14 protein-coding genes and 2 pseudogenes are annotated in these 20,335 nt (G+C 53.6%); 7 read left to right on the top strand and 9 right to left on the bottom strand.

Annotation, left to right across the window (positions count from 1 at the left end; translation table 11 throughout):
* Positions 1-39: 39 nt before the first annotated feature.
* From MVB78_RS00265 to MVB78_RS00245, 5 genes are all read left to right on the top strand, one after another.
* Positions 40-843, top strand: a complete 804-nt coding sequence (locus MVB78_RS00265) for a hypothetical protein (protein ID WP_297486595.1) — start codon at positions 40-42, stop codon at positions 841-843.
* A gap of 27 nt (positions 844-870) precedes the next feature.
* Positions 871-1,980, top strand: a complete 1,110-nt coding sequence (locus tag MVB78_RS00260; protein ID WP_297486586.1) for a glycosyltransferase family 2 protein — start codon at positions 871-873, stop codon at positions 1,978-1,980.
* Between the two features lie 2 nt (positions 1,981-1,982).
* Positions 1,983-3,095: a glycosyltransferase family 4 protein gene (locus MVB78_RS00255; RefSeq protein WP_297486585.1), complete on the top strand. Its 1,113-nt coding sequence runs from the start codon at positions 1,983-1,985 to the stop codon at positions 3,093-3,095.
* Between the two features lie 216 nt (positions 3,096-3,311).
* A complete protein-coding gene (locus tag MVB78_RS00250; protein ID WP_297486584.1) occupies positions 3,312-10,208 on the top strand; it encodes a carboxypeptidase regulatory-like domain-containing protein in 6,897 nt (2,298 codons plus the stop codon).
* A 52-nt stretch (positions 10,209-10,260) separates the two neighbouring features.
* Positions 10,261-12,306 carry a hypothetical protein gene (locus tag MVB78_RS00245; protein ID WP_297486583.1) on the top strand — a complete coding sequence of 682 codons (2,046 nt, stop codon included), beginning with the start codon at positions 10,261-10,263 and terminating at the stop codon, positions 12,304-12,306.
* 31 nt (positions 12,307-12,337) lie between these two features.
* On the opposite strand, the gene MVB78_RS00240 is transcribed toward MVB78_RS00245, so the two are convergent.
* The 3 genes from MVB78_RS00240 to MVB78_RS00230 are packed head-to-tail and all read right to left on the bottom strand — an operon-like array spanning position 12,338 to position 13,743.
* Positions 12,338-12,508: a C2H2-type zinc finger protein gene (locus tag MVB78_RS00240; RefSeq protein WP_297486582.1), complete on the bottom strand. Its 171-nt coding sequence runs from the start codon at positions 12,506-12,508 to the stop codon at positions 12,338-12,340.
* Positions 12,509-12,562: 54 nt separating this feature from the next.
* Positions 12,563-13,405 carry a DMT family transporter gene (locus MVB78_RS00235; RefSeq protein ID WP_297486581.1) on the bottom strand — a complete coding sequence of 281 codons (843 nt, stop codon included), beginning with the start codon at positions 13,403-13,405 and terminating at the stop codon, positions 12,563-12,565.
* Between the two features lie 29 nt (positions 13,406-13,434).
* Complete coding sequence (locus tag MVB78_RS00230) at positions 13,435-13,743, bottom strand: hypothetical protein (RefSeq protein WP_297486580.1); 309 nt, start codon at positions 13,741-13,743, stop codon at positions 13,435-13,437.
* 124 nt (positions 13,744-13,867) lie between these two features.
* On the opposite strand from MVB78_RS00230, the gene MVB78_RS00225 reads away from it, so the two are divergent.
* Positions 13,868-15,604 (top strand): glycoside hydrolase, encoded by a 1,737-nt coding sequence (locus MVB78_RS00225; RefSeq protein ID WP_297486594.1) that lies wholly within the window; start codon positions 13,868-13,870, stop codon positions 15,602-15,604.
* On the opposite strand, the gene cca is transcribed toward MVB78_RS00225, so the two are convergent.
* The gene (gene cca, locus MVB78_RS00220; RefSeq protein ID WP_297486579.1) at positions 15,605-16,969 is read right to left on the bottom strand and encodes a CCA tRNA nucleotidyltransferase; all 1,365 of its coding nucleotides are present in this window, start codon (positions 16,967-16,969) and stop codon (positions 15,605-15,607) included.
* Positions 16,970-17,042: 73 nt separating this feature from the next.
* Between cca and MVB78_RS00215 the strand changes: the two are divergent.
* Positions 17,043-17,525: pseudogene (locus MVB78_RS00215) on the top strand (AAA family ATPase); the annotation flags it as partial.
* A gap of 800 nt (positions 17,526-18,325) precedes the next feature.
* Here the strand turns inward: MVB78_RS00215 and MVB78_RS00210 are convergent.
* The 5 genes and pseudogenes from MVB78_RS00210 to MVB78_RS00190 form a co-directional block, all read right to left on the bottom strand.
* Positions 18,326-18,403 (bottom strand): annotated as a pseudogene (locus MVB78_RS00210) (RNA 2',3'-cyclic phosphodiesterase); the annotation flags it as partial.
* Positions 18,398-18,931 (bottom strand): hypothetical protein, encoded by a 534-nt coding sequence (locus MVB78_RS00205; protein WP_297486597.1) that lies wholly within the window; start codon positions 18,929-18,931, stop codon positions 18,398-18,400. The gene MVB78_RS00205 and the pseudogene MVB78_RS00210, both read right to left, overlap by 6 nt.
* 59 nt (positions 18,932-18,990) lie before the next feature.
* Positions 18,991-19,344, bottom strand: coding sequence for a hypothetical protein (locus MVB78_RS00200; RefSeq protein ID WP_297486578.1), 354 nt, complete (start codon positions 19,342-19,344; stop codon positions 18,991-18,993).
* A gap of 239 nt (positions 19,345-19,583) precedes the next feature.
* Positions 19,584-19,919, bottom strand: a complete 336-nt coding sequence (locus MVB78_RS00195) for a hypothetical protein (RefSeq protein ID WP_297486577.1) — start codon at positions 19,917-19,919, stop codon at positions 19,584-19,586.
* Positions 19,920-20,142: 223 nt separating this feature from the next.
* On the bottom strand, positions 20,143-20,335 hold a 193-nt coding region (locus MVB78_RS00190; protein ID WP_297486576.1), incomplete at its 5' end, for a 2'-5' RNA ligase family protein.

Genomic DNA, 20,335 nt, shown 5'->3' with positions numbered 1-20,335 from the left:
TTATATAGTATTGGGCGCTCTTGTTAGTAGGTGCGGCCTATGGGGAAGGGCATGAAGATATGGGTGGGGCTCCTGACGGTTATCGTGGTGCTCCTCCTGTTGGTGGACGTAGGCGCCGTTATCTTCGCGATGAAGATGAAAACGGCCGCCAAGGAGTCCATTGGAGACTCCATAAAAACCCTCCAGGATCTCAAGGAGAAAACGTTCGAGGTTAGGATCCCAGTGAACAAGACCGTCTCGGTTCCCATAAACACGGAGGTTAAGGTGCACGTCTCGAAGGTTTTCACCGTTCACATAAACAAAACGGTGACGGTCAGCGTTGATAAGAAGTTCCGGGTCAACTTAACGGACAGGGTCAACGTGCCCGTAAATGACAACGTCTCTTTCTCGGTTCCAATCGACCAGTACGTCAACGTCCCCATCAACACGGTGACGCGGGTTCACATAGTTCAGAAGGTTAACACGACCGCCTACAACAAGGAGAGGAACCTCACACTCAACCTCACAGTTCCGATAGACACCTGGGTTGACGCCCCCGTGAACACGACCGTCAGGGTTCACATAAACACCACAGTCCCCGTTACAACGCTCATAAACACGACCGTCTCCGTTCCGATAAACACGACCGTTAACGTTCCCTTCAAGGACACCCTCAGCGTTCCGATAAACACGACCGTTAAGGTGCCCTTCGAGGATTACCTCAAGGTCCCCATAAACCAGACCGTTGAGGTTCCCATAAACATGGAGTTCACCCTCAACTTGACTGCCCACGACCTCGGGCTCGACGACCTTATCGACAAAGCTGTTGGCATGCTCCGGGAGGTGGAGGGAAGCCTCGGCTGACCGATGGATCCCTTTGGGGGACCGTTCATGGACGTCTCGGTGATCCTCCCCACAATGAACGAGGAAGAGGCCATCAGCGAGGTCCTCCCCAAGATCATTGAAGTCCTGGATGGCCTCGGGCTCGAGTACGAAGTGATAGTTGTGGATAGGAGCTCCGACAGGACGCCGGAGATAGCCAAAGAGCTCGGGGCCGTTGTCGTTCGCCAGAGGGGGAGGGGCTACGGCGACGCCTACATAACGGGTTTCAGGCACGCAAGGGGGAGGGTAATCCTCATGATGGATCCCGATGGGAGCTACGATCCCATTGACATACCCTCCCTGATATCCCCGATCCTTGAGGGAAAGGCAGACTTCGTGATGGGGTCGAGGCTCAAAGGCGAGATAGAGCCCGGGGCCATGCCATGGCTTCACAGGCACATCGGGAACCCCTTCCTGACTTGGGTTCTAAACCTCTTCTTCAAAGCCGGTGTTTCCGATGCCCACTGCGGAATGAGGGCCATTAGCAGGGAGGCTTTGGGGAGGCTCAACCTCAAGTGCCGCGGAATGGAGTTCGCGAGCGAGATGATAATCGAGGCCGCGCGGGCCGGTCTGAGGATAGTGGAGGTTCCGATAAGGTACCACCGCAGGATCGGTGAATCCAAGCTCAGTTCCCTGAGGGACGGCTGGAGGCACCTCCGTCTGATGCTTCTCTACTCCCCGACTTACCTTTTCATTGTTCCCGGCATCACGATCCTCGGGGCCGGGCTCCTCCTAATGGCCTACACCTACCTCCTGCAGCCGATCAGGGTTCACACAATGATACTCTCGTCCCTCCTCGTTATAACAGGGACTCAGGTCTTGGGCTTTGGTGCATCTGCTAAGGTGTACGCCATCAAGGAGGGCTTTGCTAAGCCCGATAGGGTGGGCTCTTTCTTCATGAGGTACTCAATACTTGAGGAGGGCCTGGCCCTCGGGGGTCTCCTCATCTCGATCGGCCTTGTCCTCGGCGTCAGGCTCTTCCTTCAGTGGCGGGCCGAGGGTTACGGGGCCCTCTTCCGCATAGGGGACGCCGTCCTCATACTGACCCTCGTGACCCTCGGCCTCCAGCTGGTCTTCCTCTCCTTCTTCATAAGTATATATATGATTAAGGAGGGATAGCCTTGAGGATTCTGCTTCTCACACCCTACTTTCCCCCGGAGGGAGGCGGCCTTGAGAGGTACGCCCTGGAAATGGCGGGGGAGCTGTCAGGGGAGCATCAGGTCAGGGTGCTGGCGTTAACCCGCCGGAATTCCAGTGAAGACCACTTTCCCTTTCCCGTGGAGAGGGTTCGGGCCGGACTCGTGCTCTCCAATACCCCCCTCAGTCTGAGGTTTCTCCTGAGGGCCGTTGAGATTGCGAACTCGTGGAGGCCGGATCTAATCGTTGTGCACACACCCGTCCCCTTTGCGGCCGACGTTGGGGTGTTGCTCTCAATCCTGAAAGGCATCCCCCTCATCGTTGTCTACCACACCCTGGGCCTCCTGAAGGGCTCTCCCATCGACCTTTTAGCCAAACTGTACTCGACTACCCTTGAGAGGCTCCTGTTTAGGAGAGCTTCCCTCGTTGTTTCGGTATCTCCGGAGGTGAGGGACTTTCTTGAAAAAAAAGGGGTTCACTCCGTTGTGATCCCACCCACGTTGAGGCGGGATCTCAGGGGTTTCACAGCCTCATGCAGTAGGAAGGGGAGGGTCATTCTCTTCGTCGGCAGCGTCTCAAAGGGCTATTCCTTTAAGGGTCTCGACCTCCTTCTGAGGTCTTTCCTTGAGCTCTCGGCTTCTTTTCCCGAGTGGCAACTTTGGGTTGTTGGGGGTGGCGGCCTCCTCGATGCTTACAGGAGGAGGTACGGGAACTTCAAAGGGATCAGGTTCCTCGGTCGAATTGACGAGCCGGTTGAGCTGGCGGAGGTATACTCCAAAGCCTCGATCTTAGTCCTTCCTTCCTCCTTCGAGTCCTTCGGTCTCGCGGTGCTTGAGGGAATGCACTTCGGCGCGGTTCCCGTTCTCTCCCCCCTCCTCTGGGAGCGCTTCGGCGGCTTCTTTCCTTCTCGTCTGCACTCTTCTCCAGCACGTCAAAAGACTGAACTGATATCGACCTTGAACGAAGTCATGGCGTCTCCAAAAGCTTTAAAAAAGGGATGTCATATCCTTAAACGGGTCTCGGAGGCTGTTGCAAGGACTTTTGACTCCGCGAGAAAAAGGGCCCTCTTAGGGGTCAAACTTTTGGAGAAATTTTGAAGATATTGGGTGTTTTTTTTGGAAATTCAGTCCCGCGGCTTTAATTATTAAATAATGCTCGATAAAGGGACGAAAGGTTTATATTTATCCGCTTGCCTATAAGGTATTGGCCTTCCATGAGGCCGGCCTCAAAGAGTGGCAAAAAAGGAAGGTAGGTGAAGTAGTATGAATAAGCGCAGGAAAGCGCAACTTTTTAGCCTGATGCTGGCAATTTTAATGCTGGCATCAGTTGTTCCAGGGACTCTCCTCAAACCAGTGAGTGCTGCCGGTTACATTACTGGGGTTAGTGCCGAGACAAACTACGGGGATAGCCTACTGTTCAACGGCTTCCCGTACTACGTGAACGTCACCATTAACGCAAGTCAGAACACTTTCGCAAACATTACACTGTACTACATCTACACAGACGGTTCCAGCAACGCCGTTTACAGCAGGATCAAGCCGGTGTACGCCGGCCAGAACACAGTTATCATAAACTCCAGCAATCCAGTGGACATACCTCCAGAGTACGAGAACATCCCCCAGAACGTCACCCAGGTCATCCTTCAGGTCTGGGAGAGCGTCTGGAACGGAAACGGCTACAGCAACATTGGGAGCCCCGTTCAGTACCTGTTTACTGTCAAGCCTCCGTTCAACGTGACTTTCACCAACATAAAGAGTGCCGTTCCTTACTACAATGGGAGTGCCTGGCTGAGCGACAAGATATTTGAGTACATACCCTTCAACGCGACCATTACCGTTACGTACAATCCCTATCTCGTTAACAACTCCCTTGTGAGCGTCCCCGCTTGGCAGATCGTCAACATAAGCCTTCCCGATGGAAGTCTCGTTCAGGTCAATGTTTCAATAGACTCCAAGACTGACCCATCACTCATACAGAACAACACGGGCTCCGTTGATGAAGTCTTCAACGCCGTTAACGCTTCCGGCAACATATCGGTTGCTTCAACAGGGGGCACTTACCTCTATACCAACCCAGCGATTGCTGCCGTTAACCCATGGTGGATCCAGCAGGTTCACTGGGTTGTTCCGGAGGGAGCGAACAGCACAAGCCCCTACAAGTACGTCAGCTTCGACCTATACACCAACGTCACCACAATGAGTAGCTTTGGAATCCTCGGCATAAACGACACTGCCACTGTTGCCGTTACCGGAGGCGTGGTCAACAACGCTAATAGTAGCACTATAATAAACGGTACCGGGCAGGTCGTCGTTAAGGGGCTTAAAGTTGACCCGGCGACCGCGGCGGTTACCCTTGCCAGCTACCCGGTGAACACGAGCTTCACCATAACCGGAACCCCGTGGAACATTTACGTTGAGAGCTATGCCGTCCGCTACGGTATTTTTGTCTCAAGCGCGTTCTACGTCAACGTCCCAGCGCGGCTTAACGTTACCGTTAAGTACAACCTCACCGTCGTGCTTAACTCAACTGCCAACTACACGATATTCCTCAACGGCAACGAAATCACAACGGGTACCTTCCAGGTCATCAACAACGTCGGGAACTTTGAGGTTCCGCTGACCCCGGACGAGCTTGGAAACGTTACGGTGATAATCAACGATACCAACTACCACGTCTCCACGAGCCTGACCATTCCCGTGGAAGACTGGAACGTTACCGGTGCCTACAAAGTCTACCACTACGGTACCTACGAAGACAGGCAGTTCTACATTGGGATTCCAGCTGATCTCTATGTAAACGCGACCTTTGAGCTTCCGATACTCCTGAACAGCAGCGTAGTCGTTGAGGTTTACGCCCCGGATGGAACACTCATACAGAACACCACACTGCCGATCGTCAACAACACCGGCGAGGGAATAGTCCTTAACAACGCTGTGTTCAACCAGCTCGGCTACGTAACTGTCAAGATATACAACAGCACCTACGATGTCATGGATACCCTTAGAATTCCGGTCAAAGACTGGGGTATCTACGTTGACAGCACCCCGAAGAACCTCACCGTTGCTAAGTCAACTCCCCTCACAGTCGAGGTCAGGGAGAGCCTCTACTTCCCAGGCCAGGAGCCCGTTAACGTCAAGCTCTACCTGCCCGACGGCAAGGTTCTTAGCGAGAACATAACCCTCCAGGGAAGCCCCTACACCGCCAACGGCGGCTACTATGGTGTGGTCACCTTCAGCAACGTTACCCCCACCCTTCCAGGACTCGCCAAGGTCGTCGTCACCGACCTGACCTTCGGCAAGAAAGCCGTGGAGTACTTGCCCGTCTATCCGAACGGCACCGTGACTGGAAAGTGGATAGACGTCAAGGCCACTCCGGAGAAGAGCCCAGTTTACGCTTACGTTGGGAACTCCATCAGACTCGACCTTCAGTACTACTACAACATGGGAGAGGGTGCCTACAAGAACGACACGAACAGCTACGTTAACATCACCATAGTTGACGCCGATGGCAGCCAGTACACAATTAACAACGTTCCCGTCGTGAACGGAGTTGTCACTATACCGAGCTACCAGCTTCCTGTTAACGGAACCGGCGACATCTACATTGAGGCCGTTGATGCAATAGACAGCAGCATCCGCGGTGTTGCAGAGGTACCGGTTCAGAACTGGCAGGTCACCTTTGACATAAACACCAACGGACCAGTTTACGAGTACGTTGACAACATACTCAAGGTAACCGTCCACGTTCCAGCGGGAGTTGCCGTTGACGTCAACATAAGCGGTACCGTCTACACCGGCGTTACGGACGGTCAGCTCATCTCCATACCGATAGTTGACCCGACCTCTGACATCATAGTAACGGCAAGGGCCACCTACCACAACACGGTTGCAAACAAGGACTACTTAGTGGGCCAGCTCCCGAGCCCGATGCTCATCCACGTGAGAACTTGGCACGTTGAGCTCGAGTACACACCCAAGGACATCTACACCTACATACCCTACAACCTCACACTCAAGGCCACCCCGGTTGACGACGTCACCGGCGAGAACCTTCCGTTCAGCATAGACCTCACCCTCTACAACGAGACCCTTGACACCATAGCCACCGGAACCAACACCATCACCACCCAGATAGAGGACGACACCGGTGCAGGGCTTATGTACTTCGTGGATGCTTCATACAACGGTCACAGCCTCCTCACTCTCGAGCCGATAGAGGTAACAACCCACGACTGGTACATTGACGTGATTCCGAGCATAAGCTCCTCAGCGTACAGCTCAAGCGACTACTTCTGGGCCGGAGTCCCCGCGAGCATAACCTTCAAGGCCGTTACAAAGGATGCGGACACCAACGCCCAGATCACGCTCCCGGTCAGCATACCGATCGAGGTTACCTACGAGGGAATGAACTACGAGGAGAACAACTCGGTTACACTCACCCTAACATCACCGCAGGTTCCGAGTGAGGAGTTCCAGGTCGAGGCCATGTACCGGGACATAAGCTACAACAACGACTTCGTGTTCCCGGTCAAGGACTGGGGCATCTACATAAACGCGTACCCAAGCAAGCTCTACGCAGGAATACCACAGAACATGACCCTCATAATCGGCTACAGCGCTGGCATTAAGAGCACTGCCACCGTTGATGTCGGTGGAAGCACTTACACGGCAAACGTTGAACCGGTTGGCGAGGACAGTGCAATAGCCGTCGTCAACGTTGGCGAGATTACCGCCACCCAGGGATACCTGAAGGTAACCGTAACCGACCAGTACGGCAAGAGCGCAACCCTCAAGATACCTGTGGTCAACTGGAGCATCGCAGTAACCCCGAACGTTAACTTCCTCTACACCAACGTATCAAGCGACGTTACCGTAAACGTCCACTACAGCGACAGCATGCTCGACGGAAAGGCCAACGTGTACCTCGTCCTGCCCGATGGAACTGAACTCGAACAGACCGCGGTGATAGTCGACGGCCAGGGAAGCGTCACGTTCACCGGCGTTGTTTCAACGATGCCGGGTAACATAACCGTCTACGCAGAGGACGTTGCATCCGGTAAGACCAGCCCCACTGCCACGATAGAAGTTCACGACTGGCACATTGAGACTTCCATCGGACCGACCGAGTGGTACACCTACATGCCCCATGACTACGAGATAAACATCACCTACATCGACGACGTTACCATGGGAATAGCCAACATAGATGCAAACATCGTCGTCAACTACAACCTCACCGGTGTTGTTGGAAACGAGACCACTTGGGTAATCGGCGGCGAAGGCGAGGTGTTCTTCTGCTGCCTCGCGACTCCGAACGCGGGCGTCGGAACCTTCACGGTCACCGACGTTGACCACGGCAAGAGCACCACCCTCAACGTCCTGATACACGGCTGGAGCGTCAAGGTCACCTATCCTGAGGAGCTTTACGTTGCACCGGGCTACAAGAACCCAATTGTGGTAGGCTTTGAGTACATAGCCGACAACAACGAGACCGTTCCGTACACGGGCAACACGACAATAGTGATACAGCTTCCGGGCAACATAACCCTTGAGAAGAACACCAACGCCAGCCCCGTTGACTTCGGCAGCATTGAGCTCAACGAGAGCAACCTCGGCACAGGTAGCATAACCGTTTACGCCAACGACTACCCGGCCGTTGAGTTCACGGGTACCATCGAAGTCAAGAAGCTCCTCGAGATGAGCGTCCTCACCCCGAGGATCTACGAGAACGTCCCAACCGAGGTAATGCTCAACATCACCTACAACGGCGGCGACTACCACAACCTCCAGGTCTACGTTGAGGGCCAGAACATAACATTCACAACGAACAACGGCCAGATATGGATGGCGAACGTCACCCTGCCAGCCGGCAACTACACCGTCGTTGCACACGATGACATCTACAACGTCACCGTCACGGGAACCTTCCACGTTGTCCCGTGGCACCTTGAGATAACCCCGAGCAACACCACCATACCGGCAGGAACCATTGAGAACATCAACTTCACCGTTAGGGCGATCGACGATGAGACCAACGGCACCGCGGACATAAATGCCCCGATAAGTGTCATTATCACCTTCAGCAACCAGCAGCTCATACCCAACGGCACCTTCACCGTTGCGGACTTCACCCTCGTCAACGGCGAGTACACCTTCACAAAGGCCCTCTTCGCACCAGCTCCGGGCAACTTCACGGTCAAGGCGATGGCGAAGGAGTACAACAAGTGCGCCAAGACAACAATCGAGGTCACCAAGCCAACCGTCAACCCGACTTGGGTCTACGTTGACATAGTGAAGGAGGGAACCCTTGAGGCACCGAACGATACCGTTGTTATATACTGGTCAATCGACGGCAACGTCTACTTCCCAGCCTACGACTACGTCAAAGGACAGATCGTGAAGGTAAACGCCACTGCGGTCAACGGAAGGGTGGTCTTCCCGCTCTACCCAGTCAACGAGTTCAACCTCTACTTGATAGCGGTTCCCGAGTTCATAGCTGAGAAGTACCCGATCCTCACGCCAGAGGCTATAGACAAGACCGTCACCACCGTCACAACCTGGTACAACTACTCAGTTGAAGCAGTCAACGACACGATAACTGCAAGCGCTATAGTCTACAAGAAGACCGTAACAGAGGGCTGGACGTACCAGATACCGCAGGCCCCAGGTTACATAGCCATCAAACCACCCGCCTCGGTCTATGGACTTGCACCGTACACATCGTACGACTTCGTCTACGAGGAGAACATCGAAAACGCCACCAACTCAACCAGCTACACCTTCACGTTCTCACCAGAGACGTACCTCGAGTTCACCAAGCTGACCAACCTCGCAATACAGCCCGCCCAGTACGGCTCCTACTTTGAGTTCATGGCCCAGCTGTACGAGAAGTACGTCAACGTCAGCGGACAGTTCGACGACCAGTTCATGACCTTCGAGAACCAGACCGAGAGCATGGTTAACAGCCTGCCGTACCTCACTGCCAGCGAGAAGCAGGATCTTGCCCAGGAGATAATCAACGAGGCCGCCGGCTACAAGAGCAGCATCACCGGCAGGTACCCGAGCCAGCCGATACCGATAAGCAACGCCACCATCCAGTTCCACACAGACAACCCGGCCATCGCCTACCTCGAACCTGAGAACGGAACCACCGACGCGAACGGTACTGTCTACCTCAAGGTCTACTCGGCTGCCCCGCAGAACGCCACACCCGAGGAGCTCATTCACTACATGGGCGACCTCCACGTCTGGGCAACGTACGACGGTCTCACAAGCGAGAACTACACCGTCTCCTTCGGAGGAATCGGCAGCATTTCAGGTGACGTCGTTGATCCGAAGAACAACCTCCTCCCAGGCGCGACTGTGGAGCTCTTCGTCTTCGAGAACGGCAACTGGGTCGCTGCCACCGACTACGCCGGCAACGTGCTCAAGACCATAGCCGATGGCCACGGCCACTACTCATTCAACGTGCCAGCCTCCCTTTCCGGCACCAAGTACAGGGTTGTTGCCCACTACGGCGGAGGAGTGGGCTACGCCGACACGACCGTCTACCCGTTCGTCACCAGCACCGCTGACGTCGTCGTCACAACCACGAGCACACTCACCGGACTTGGAGCGTTCATAAGCGACACCCAGACCCACAACACAATGGTCGTCCTTGGAAACAATGCGCTCAAGTCAGTGGACTACCAGGCGATGTCGTTCCTCTTCGAGACCATCGGAGTCAAGCCAACCTATGCCGACAGCGACATAAACGTCAGCAGCCTCAACTCCAACGACATGATCATAGCCGTCGGCGGACCTAAGGTCAACAGCATCACCGCCCACTACCAGAGCCTCGGAGAGGCGAAGATGGTTGTTAACAGCGACGGCTCGATCAGCATAGTTGCAGACGGCACAGTCGTTGCCAACTGGACGGCTCCTGCCGAGTGGTGGAACGTCAGCGAGGGATACTGGATAATCCAGAAGGTCGTTGACAACACCACAGGTGCAGTGATCTACATGATCTACGGTACTGACGCAGACAGCACCTGGGCGGCAGCCTACTACTTCAGCCAGCACTTCAGCGAGCTCAACGGCAAGAACTACGTCGTTGGCGTCTGGAAGGACACCGACGGCATAATCTACAGCCCAGGATTCCTCAAGTTCACCAGCAACGACCACAACGGCTTCAGCCCAGGCGACCTCATCAAGCCGATAGTTGAGGGCTGACGCCCTCTTCCAAACTTTCTTTCCTCTCTTCTTCTGATTATTGAGTTCGGTGTTGGAATTGAAGGGTCTTAGAGGGTATCTCCCCTTCGTAGTCCTCTTAGCGACATGGTGTGCAGTTCGCTTTGGGGCCGGAAGGATAACCACGACCTTCGATGAGGCTTACTACCTGTCGACCGTTAAGACGGGTGGTATATACTCCGGTCTTCTCGTCCCCTCCCTCCTGAGGGGGCTTACCTTAGTAACTGGAAACCCCGTTCTTGGGCTTCTCCTCCTCTCAATAGTCACTTTCATTGCCTACTATTACCTCGTCAGGTGGTTTGCCACGGGAATGGGGTTCAAAGTTAATCAGGCTTCACTTTTAATTGCCCTTCTCCTCAGCAGCCATTTCCTCTGGAACGCCAACGAGGTCAGGCCCCAGGCCTTTGGAATAATGCTGGGCATCGCTCTGCTCTACCTCCTCTTAAAGAAGAGCTTGAGCTCCAGCTGGGCGCTCTCCGTTCTGCTCCTCTGGACGGCGCTCACCTTTGTCCACGTTCTCTCCTTTTTCATCTTCCTCTTCATATATTGGGCCGTGGAATTGTTCTACTTGGCCACTGGAAAGACGTCCGCTAAGGGATATATCGCTTCCATGTCTCTTCCCCTCGGGGGGCTGTTGGCATTTCTCCTCATGCCCCAGTACAGGAGCACAGTTTTCTCAGCGAAGTGGATCCTTAAGCATTCCTCCCTTCACCTCCTTGAGTCCGCCGGCTGGAACTTCCCGGGGGCACTCCTCATATCTTACGTTGCTATCGTTGCCTGTGGACTGATATTGGGCGTTGTGCTCAAAGGCCCCCTCCTCAGAGCGGGCTCGTTGCTGCTTGGTATTCTCAGAATGGGCAGAATGAAGCTCTGGATCGCGGTGCTCTCAAGTCTCTTCCTGCTGCTGATCTTCCTCCAGTTCTGGCTAAACAGGGCGCTTTACACGGGGCTCTACTCTGGCAACTGGGGGCTTCCGTTTCTAATGCAGGCGGGCAACTTCCTCTTCGTCCTTCTCTTTTTATACCGGCTGTTCGAGCGGGCGAGGGGTGGCATGAACATCCCCTACTTCATTACCCTTCTAACTCTCGTGCTCTTGGGCATCTCGGGGATAGCGGCCTCGTTCTTCATGCCCACCGGTTTCGGCGCCTTTGGATTCAGGAACTGGGGGCTGAGGATCTATCAATACTTTGCGGTTTTTGCAGTCCCCTGCGTTGCGGAGAAGATATTTAGATTAAACACCCCAAGGGCATCCTCTAAGAAGAGCCTCGCGGTTGTCTTTGGAGCCTTCATCGCCGTCAGCGTTGCCAACGTTGCAAGGCTTCCACCCATCTACAGATACCCTTACTACTGGAATTTAGGCGATATAGAATTCGCCTCAACGGCCACGCCCGGCTTCTTCTTTAGCCCAGGCTACGGGATTCCTCCCAACTCCGTTGCGGTTGAACTCCTTGGATGGGCGTACGGCGTTCACCTTGAACCCTTGAGAAGTGCGAAGCCCCCTACCACGCCGGACGTTTGCTCCTCAACACTCTGTCACGTCCCGTTTCCCTACCGTCTGGAGCCGATTGGAAATTCCACAACGTTATCTCCCTCTACAATTGTCTGGGGTCGCATTCCGGAGGGGGTAAGGGACACTGTCATGGGAATGATCCCCAATGCAGGTGGAGGAAACTACCACCTCATCCTCGGAAACTCAAGCACCAACGGTTTAATACGGCTGTTGGAGGACGAGTACCTCATACCAGTGACAGTGAACTATTCAGTGATAACCGGGCCAACGTTCAGGTACTTTTACGCCATACACGAGGGGAGGAAAAACTGGGACGTAACCAGGGGCACCTTTGCAATACAGTCCGTTCTGGTAAACGGGAGTCACTACATAGTGGTCTCCGGAAACTGCTGGGATGCCGTGGTCGCTGGACTTCACTATCTGTTCGGCCTTAAGGGCTCAAAGGCCTCGGTAATCGTGGGGGAATGGGTTGAGGAAGATGGGGAAGTTCTGCCTGGTCTCAGGCTCTCCACAGCCGATCACAACGGCTTCAGCTACGGGGACTCCATCAGAATACTCTACAGGGGTTAGCTTTCGCCAAACAGGCAAAATATAAAGGCGCTCACTGGGGGTTTTCTTCGCCCGCTTCCTGCTTCTGAACTTTAACCCTGCGGTGGGCCCTGTTAACGTGCCTTGTGTAGTCGCGGCTCTTTCTGAAGATCCTCCCACACTTAGGGCAGCGGTAGTACTCCTCTCCGTCCCGATCCACGAATTTTATTGCCCTGATCTTCATGCCACCACCCCGGGACGTGAATCGCCGGGCATCTTTTAAAATTTTCTGGCCCCTTCACGGCGTCCCCTCTGGCTTTCTTCTTATCTCGTTCCATACGGAGGCCATGATGAGGAGGGCCCCAAGGAGGGACTTTCCGGTTAAGCTTTCTCCAAGGAGGAGGAAGGCGGAGAGCGAGCCGAAGATTGGTTCCATGGAGTATATCAAAGCGGCCCTGTACGCTGTGGTCTCCCTCTGGTACTTGGTCTGAAGGGTGAAGGCTACAACGGTTCCAAAAACAGCGGTGTAGACGAGCCCTGTCCACGGGACGAGGCCCTCTGGAACGCTCAAGGGCTCGGAAAGCAGGCTGAAGACAGCTGAGAAAAGGAAGTTCCAGAATATCTGCCAGAATGAAAGGCTGAGGTAGTCGCTGTGGCCAAAGCGCTGGACGAGGACTATCTGGAATGCAAAGCTCAGGGCGCACAGTGCGGTGAGCGCATCTCCCAGGCCTATCCTTCCATTGGCCCCGGATATCAGATAGAGACCGGCCAAGGCGGTGATGAGTGATACGAGGTCCTTCCCACCGATTCTTTCTCCTATGAGGAAGTACCCTATGAAGGGCGTGAAGACGACGTAGAGGGAGGTTATGAAAGCTGAATTTGAGGCGGTTGTGTACTCAAGGCCAACTATCTGAAAACCGTGGCCGAAGAAGAGGGTGAGCCCGAGGATGAGGCCTTCTGTTATGGATTCCCTCTTAAGAACCTTCTCCCTAAAAATTAGGAGCATTAAAAAAGTGGCTATTCCAAAGCGATACGAGAGAAAGAGAATCGGCGGGAGATAGGCCAGGCTGACCTTCATCGCCGGGAAGGTGAGGCCCCAGAGGACGGTGGCTCCCAAGAGTGTAAGTTCGGCCCTCTCCATGGGGCCGAGTTCCCCCGGAAATTTAAAAGCTATTCGCCCGGCGTGTTAATGCAGGATATGTTCATCGTCAGGAGCATCTCGACGTAGCCGCTTTCAAGGTTCTCCTTTATCTTATCCGCGAGGCCGCTGAGCTCTTCGGTTGTAAGCGGTTTCTTGTCCCTGAGCCATTTGATCTTCCCATCGTTCTTGTCTAAGATGACTATCTCCCCCTCCGTAACAAGTGGTACATAGTTCATCCTGACACCGTAGAGCTCCTCGGCGAAGGCCAGCTTTGCCCTCATCAGCTCAAGGTAATTGGTGAGATCCTCTCCAAGTAGCTTCCTTATCTCCCCTCTCATCCTTTCACCGACCTAAGCTCGATGTACGCCTTTATTAATCTGTCGGACAGAATTGAGTAGGAATGCACTTCCATTTCCCGAAAGTGAGATAAAAGAAAAGGCTGTATCACCAGCGGTGAGAAGGATGCAGATGAAGTACGCCCACCATTTCCACGCCTATCAGCCGGGCGACATAGTGTACATTAAGGATGGAGACGGTTCGAAGCCGCTGGATTACGAAGAGAGGAAGAGCCCCGTCGCCATTAAGATCCGCGGTGAGGAGGTCAAAGGGGAAAACTGGACGAGGGCTATGCTCTATTCCTACGAGCACATTTCGGAGGTTCTCTCAAGGATGAATGGGGTAAGCATTGACGTGGAGCCCTTTACATTCCTGATGCTCCTCAGCTACCATAGAAAAGCCTTTGAAGACGCCGTGGAACTCATGAGAGTTTTTGACGCGGTTCCCACGGTTCCCTTTCATCCGATACTCCCGCACCTCGATGAGTTTGAGCAGAGGATCCTCTCGAGGGTTTCCTTCGACTTCTACACGCCCTTAACCGAGGGAAAGGGAGTTCTCGGCTACTGGTTGCCAGAGGCCGTGATAACGAGGGTGAGTGCATCAATAATTGAGTCCTCAACCGATAGGAAACTCGTCTTTCTCCTCGATGAGAGACAGCTCCTCTACGACTTTCCCCAGGCGAAGCACTCCTGCAACCGCTACGGTAGCTCATTCGTCTTCGGAAGGGAGTGGCACATAAGCGACGCCTTCGCCTTCAACACCCTCGACGTTCCGGGTCTCGTCTCGGCGACCCTTGGCTATCGCGACGACTACAAGGAGAATCTGGGCGTTCCGTATTTGGTCTTCACGGCCAGCGACTTGGAGAGCCTCCTGGGAAACCCTGCCCAGCTCGACCGCTTTACAGCGTGGATGAAGGGACTTGAAGACAACGGAGTCGAGCGCGTTTCCGCGATGGAATTCGTTGCTAAAAAGCTCTCCGGTGGCTTCAAACGCCTTGAGGGGGAGTGCTCTTTTGAGATAGGCGTCAAGGACTACTCAAGCTGGAGCGACTACTTTGATCTGAGCACCGACGGCAAAACGAGCGATTCGCGCTGGCTCGGCTACCGCAGGGCTGACGGGAGGGTCTTCGCGAGGGAGGTGAACGGGAGGAAAGTAAGCCAGCTCTGGAAGGTTGCCTTCACGAGGCTCTTCACCGAGCTCAACAGGGCTGTCCGGTTTGGGGTTCTCAAGGGCCTTGGGGATCTCGGTGTTGATGGTTCAAAGGTCGAGGAGTTCCTCGTTCGCTACGCGAGGATCTTCTTCGGGAACTATTACCACTACTTCGGTATGGATAACTCCCTCGATTACGTCCTCGAACCCGCGGAAGGCGAAAGAAACGCACTGAAGCTCGGGAGGGCCTACTACCTGATGCTCCTCGCTAACCACTCCTGTCCGCGCTTCTGGGAGAACCTCGACACGCGCGTCGCCTTCGGAAACGTCTCGGTTATGGCAAAGGCACTTATAGAGCTCATGAAGTACTTCGAGGGTGGTGAACTTCAGAATCTCTTCACCGAGGCATACCTCAGGCTTCTCAACTTCGAGCACCTGCATCACCTGTGGAACCTCTCCGCCATGCCCTCCTTAGAGGGCTGGGAAACGACCGAAAGAGCCTGGGAGGAGGCCCTCAAACCCGGAGTTCCAAACAGCGGCTACAACGTCGTGACGAGGGCGGCCCTTTACGTTGGCAAGAGGGATCTGAAGGGGGAGTTGGGGGATTTAATCGAGCCCTACAACCTCGAATGGGCGGTAGCGGACACGGGCCACATCCCCGGCGAAGCCCACGGCCACTGGGAGAGAAGGGAGTGGTGCGAGCACAGGGAGTAGTCACTTTATCCTCTTCCTTTCCCTTCTGAGGAAGAGGTAAGCTTCCCGCTTCAATTCGTGGGGTACGTAGTCCACGAGCACGTCAGCTCCCCTTATCGCTTCCCTCAGGTTCTTCCCGAGGGGAACCTGGTTCTTTTCAAGGAGACTCAGGACAACGTCAACAACGTTTTCAGTAACTTTTTTCTCAGTGTAAAGCCTCTTCCCCTCGATCCAGACCGTCTCGTTCTTGGCGTAAAAGTCCAGGGCCCGCTCCGTAAAGAACTCCGGCCCGGGTCTTATCCTCACCCTCCCGCGCTCTATCCTCTCGAGTTCGAGCATTAGGAAGGCCCTCCTCCCGGAGTAACCGGTGTCCCATCCGAGAACTCCAAAGCCCTCCCTCGCGAGGGCCCTTTCCAGCCCCTTGGCGCTCTTCTCAAGCTGGGGCAGGAGGACGTCGTCTATCAGGTCGGGCTTCTCGAAGAGCAGGGTTAAGAGGTGGGTTCCCCTCTCCCTGAGCTCCCTCAGGTAGCTCCCTATCCCGTCCGCCTCCGGGAAGAAGAACTCCAATGAAGGTTCCTTCAGGAAAGTCCGGGCTTTGAAGTACAGCCGCCCGTACTTTTCCCAGCTTAAATTCGCCGCTACGTTCCTCCTCGGATCGACCGGGTCGATAACCACAAGCGGTCTGTCGGCTTCCACCTCCCTCTTCAGGGTCTTCATGGCGAGCTCGGGCTCCCTCTTCAGCCAGTTCCCCGGGTCGATTACCTTCTGCCTCAGCATGAGGTCTGTGCTCTCAAGGACGCCGAGAAACGAGCCGTACTTCACCACTAAGATCTCGGAGAGGTAGCCAGAAAACCCCCTGATGTAAATCTCGCTCCCGTAGGCGTTTATGCCCTTCAGGAAGCGCTTGAGGAGTCTAACCTCATCGTTCCTGCCGTTTAGGTGCTCGTTCACCCACTCAGTGTGGAGTATCGAGCGGTCGACGGCCGTCTTCACGTCCCTCCAATCCCTCACGTCGTAGCATGGCACGAGGTCGACGCTCACACCTCTATAGGCTGCCCTCACGTACGGATGTTCGGCGTAGGCGAGCTGGTAGGAGTCGAGTCTCTCCGCTATAGCCTTCCCGAGCTTCAGTCCCTTCTCCCGGAGCTCCTCAAGTGGGGTTTCAAGGGGAAATGCTAAGAACAGGTCGATGTCGTGGTCGCCGGCTAAGTAGGTGTCCTTTGCTAAGGAGCCGACGAAGTGGGCCTTAACATCGAGGCCGAGCTCCCCAATGGTCTCCGCTGCAATCCCCTTGAGCTCTTCCATGAGCTCACTGACGAAGGTCCTCTCTTCCCCGGTTGGCCTTACCTTCTGGAGGACTTTGCTGATGATCTCTTCAACGTTCATATTCTGTCCCTATTGATGCCTAATTATCAAAATGTTTATATATCTTTTGATGTTATGATATCAATGATGCGAGATGGAAGACCTGGTGGTAGTCCAAAACCCCTGGTGGGCCGACCCGGATGCAATATACGATGATGAGCGGGTTAAGAAAGCCCTGGCAAAGGAACCGCGGGTCAACTACCGCTTCGAGCCGGTAAACAAGATCTTAATCGGCCCGAGGCAGGTGGGAAAGACCACATACATGAAGCTCTCCGTGGCAAAACTCATCGAGTCAGGAGTAAACCCGAGGAACATCCTCTACTTCTCCTGCGACCTCCTGAAGGACTACCGTGAGATAGTCTCGGTTGTTAAGTCATTCCTCCGGAGTGTGAAGGGAAAAGCTTACGTTTTTCTCGATGAGGTTACCTTCGTCGAGGGCTGGGAGAGAGCCGTTAAGTTCCTTCTAGATTCTCCCCTCGCATCGAGAATGGTGCTTCAGGTTACAGGCTCGACCTCAGCGGGGTTGAAAAGGGAGAGCTTCCCAGGGAGGAAGGTTAAGGTTGATGAGTTCCTTCCGTTGGACTTCAGGACGGTTTCAACGATCTTTGAACCAAAACTGAAGCGGATTGAACTCCCCCACGAAAAACCCCATGGAAGCCGCGAATTCTACGAGAACGCCCTTGAACTGTACCCATACCTGGAGACATTGGGTGGTGCACTCGATTTTTACCTGCTGACCGGTGGGTATCCGAGAGCCATCTACGAACTTCTTGGGGGAGGGATAAAACCGGAAACCTACGAGATGGTCTACAACGCCACGGTTCTCGACGTTGTCAAGCTTGGAAGGAGCGAGAGAATAGCACTCTCAATGATCCTTGGGCTACTGCGCCGCTATGGGGACAGGCTAACATTAAACTCCCTCGCCAAGGAGCTTGAGATAGGCTCCCACGTTACAGTTAGGGACTACCTCGAACTCTTTGAGGAGCTGTTCATAGGGCGAAACTACTTCCAGGTCAAGCCCCATGACTTCACGCCCCTGTTCCGGAAGGAGCGGAAGTTCTACTTCACAGACCCACTGCTAATCCAGACCTTTAAGAGGCTCTTTGGAAAGGGGCCTGAGACTGACAGGATAATCGAAGGTGTCGTAGGTGAGCACCTGAAGCGCCTCCATCCGACCTACTTCTTCAGCGGCTCTAAGGAACTGGACTTCCTAACCCCCGGTTTTGGCGTTGAAGTGAAGTGGAGGAAAAAGGTTAGGCCCCCTGACTTTCCAAGGGTCGGAGTACGGAACAAGGTGCTCCTCTCAAAGGGCACACTTGAGTTCATCGAGGGAAGCAACCTCGCGATAGTCCCCGTTTCCCTCTTCCTCTTCCAGCTTCACTCCCCTAACTCAAACCTCGCCACCGTCTCGTAAATCGGGCCCTTTGGAGTCAGTGTGCTCTTCTTCAGCTATACGTTTTGATTTTTATCCTCTTTTTCTTGGTACCACTTTTGGTAGATGGTCTTTGAAATCCAGACTACTTTCTTGGGGTTCGCTATTGGAACGTAGGCGGGCGTGAAAACCTTTGCGTGTATGTAACCCCAGAAGGTTGAGCTCAGAATAATGAGTATAACGCTGAGGAGAATGTTGGGATGGGCCTTCACATAGAGGGCGGCTTCAGTGATGCTCGCCAATGGGAACAACAGCGCAATTTCTAAGGCAAACCTTGCTGAGAACCTTTCGGTTTCCCTCTTCGCCTGCCGATAGGGTTTTCCCTGTTCTTCAATCGCCCACTTCAGGGTTGCATTATACCCCGCGAGATAAATCAAAGACCCAGCAACTGGCCAGATGATAACGTTGAATTTGATTACTTTCCAGAGAGGGCCCTTAACAGCGAAGAAGCCAAAGATCAGGCCAACGATTATAAAGTAGCCCCACCCCTTAATAAAGTTGTCTATAAAGATAAGCCCTTTGGGGATAGTATTACCCTCCATAATCCTCACCATCCATTTCCCGCATCCCGATAGTCTTGGAAGAATAAAAATATAAAGAGTTTTTGTTGTCAACTCATTCCATTTTCCACTGATACGAGTGCATACCTCCCCCCAAAGGCGGGCGGTGTGGATGGGGCTCCGCGCAAGGGATACTCAGAATAGTCAAGCTTAACTTTGAACATCTTTGAAATTGTCCATGAATCTTTATCTGGTAGACGTCCCTGGATTTCATATGCAGTGAAGGACACCACTGCATTCGTTATTAAATATCCTAAGAAAGATCCTCCTTCTGGAACAAAATAGAATGGTGCAGTTATAACAGTACCAAGGAGTACTGATGTAAACGCAACCCAGCTCCAAGTGTGAGTGTATCCCATGCATATTGACAGGGTTGCATTTACAAGTTCAGGATAAGGGGTCATTCCAATGTAAATCTCCGCCGAGGTAACGCCGTTCTCGGGAACAGAGATCTGAATACGTAGTAACCAGAACGTAACGTTTCCAATCTTTTTCTCTATGGGATGGGTTCCATCGTAGTCTTCTATCTTGATCTTGATTGTGCTGTTATCTCCATCGTAAACCTTGATGTAGACATCAGGGTTGTCCTCTTCAAAGAGCGGAACCCATTTAGAGGAGCTAGAGTTCCATACCTTCCATGGAATTAGTAGGGAAACTCTATCAGGACTTCCTGCGTTGGGGACACCAAGCGTGTCCAGAACCAGTAGAATGCCAGATAAATGCGCCCGCCGTACTGAACATACGAATCATACTTCGAAAACCCCAAATCAACCTGATCCTTGTCCAAGAACACTTCCGGTTTTGGGGGTAGTGGGTGAGATTGATACGGGTCAGTGGTTGGGAGTGAAATCATCTTGGCATAACTACCAACGTTGGCGGTTTGAAAATTGGTGGCGAATACTTGGGCACTTGCACTTCCTGCCGTCACTCCTACCATCAGCAGTCCGAGGAGAACTGCGAACAACGGCTTCCACTTCACGAGGTTCACCCCACAAGGGTTTTGGCATTATATCATAACCAACTCTTCCTTATAAACTTTTCCTTTTATTATTAGTAATAATTCTTCCTTTTTTTCAAGTATAAATTCATTCTAACGTGGGTTTTCCACTTAGAACCGATCAAAAGAAGGCCAAGTAAAAAAAAGTTGTATGGGTGTATAACAGGATGAAAAGGATTGGTCAAGATCTGTAGCTCCCCCAGCTTCATTCGGCCAGCTCGAACCTCGCCACCGTCTCGTAAATCGGCCCCTTCGGCGTCAGCGTGCTCTTTTTCAGCTCTATCGCGTTAACCTCGAACTCCCCGAAGTCCTCGTTGGCGAGGTCTTTAAGGGCCATCGCGAGCTTGGTCTTATCCCTGACGAACTTAACGCGGCCAATGGTGATGTGCGCCACGAAG

The sequence above is a fragment of the Thermococcus sp. genome, assembly GCF_026991495.1.
Lineage (GTDB): Archaea > Methanobacteriota_B > Thermococci > Thermococcales > Thermococcaceae > Thermococcus.
The sequence above is the reverse complement of the archived record's forward strand: the minus strand, read 5'-3'. Positions and strand labels throughout refer to the sequence as shown.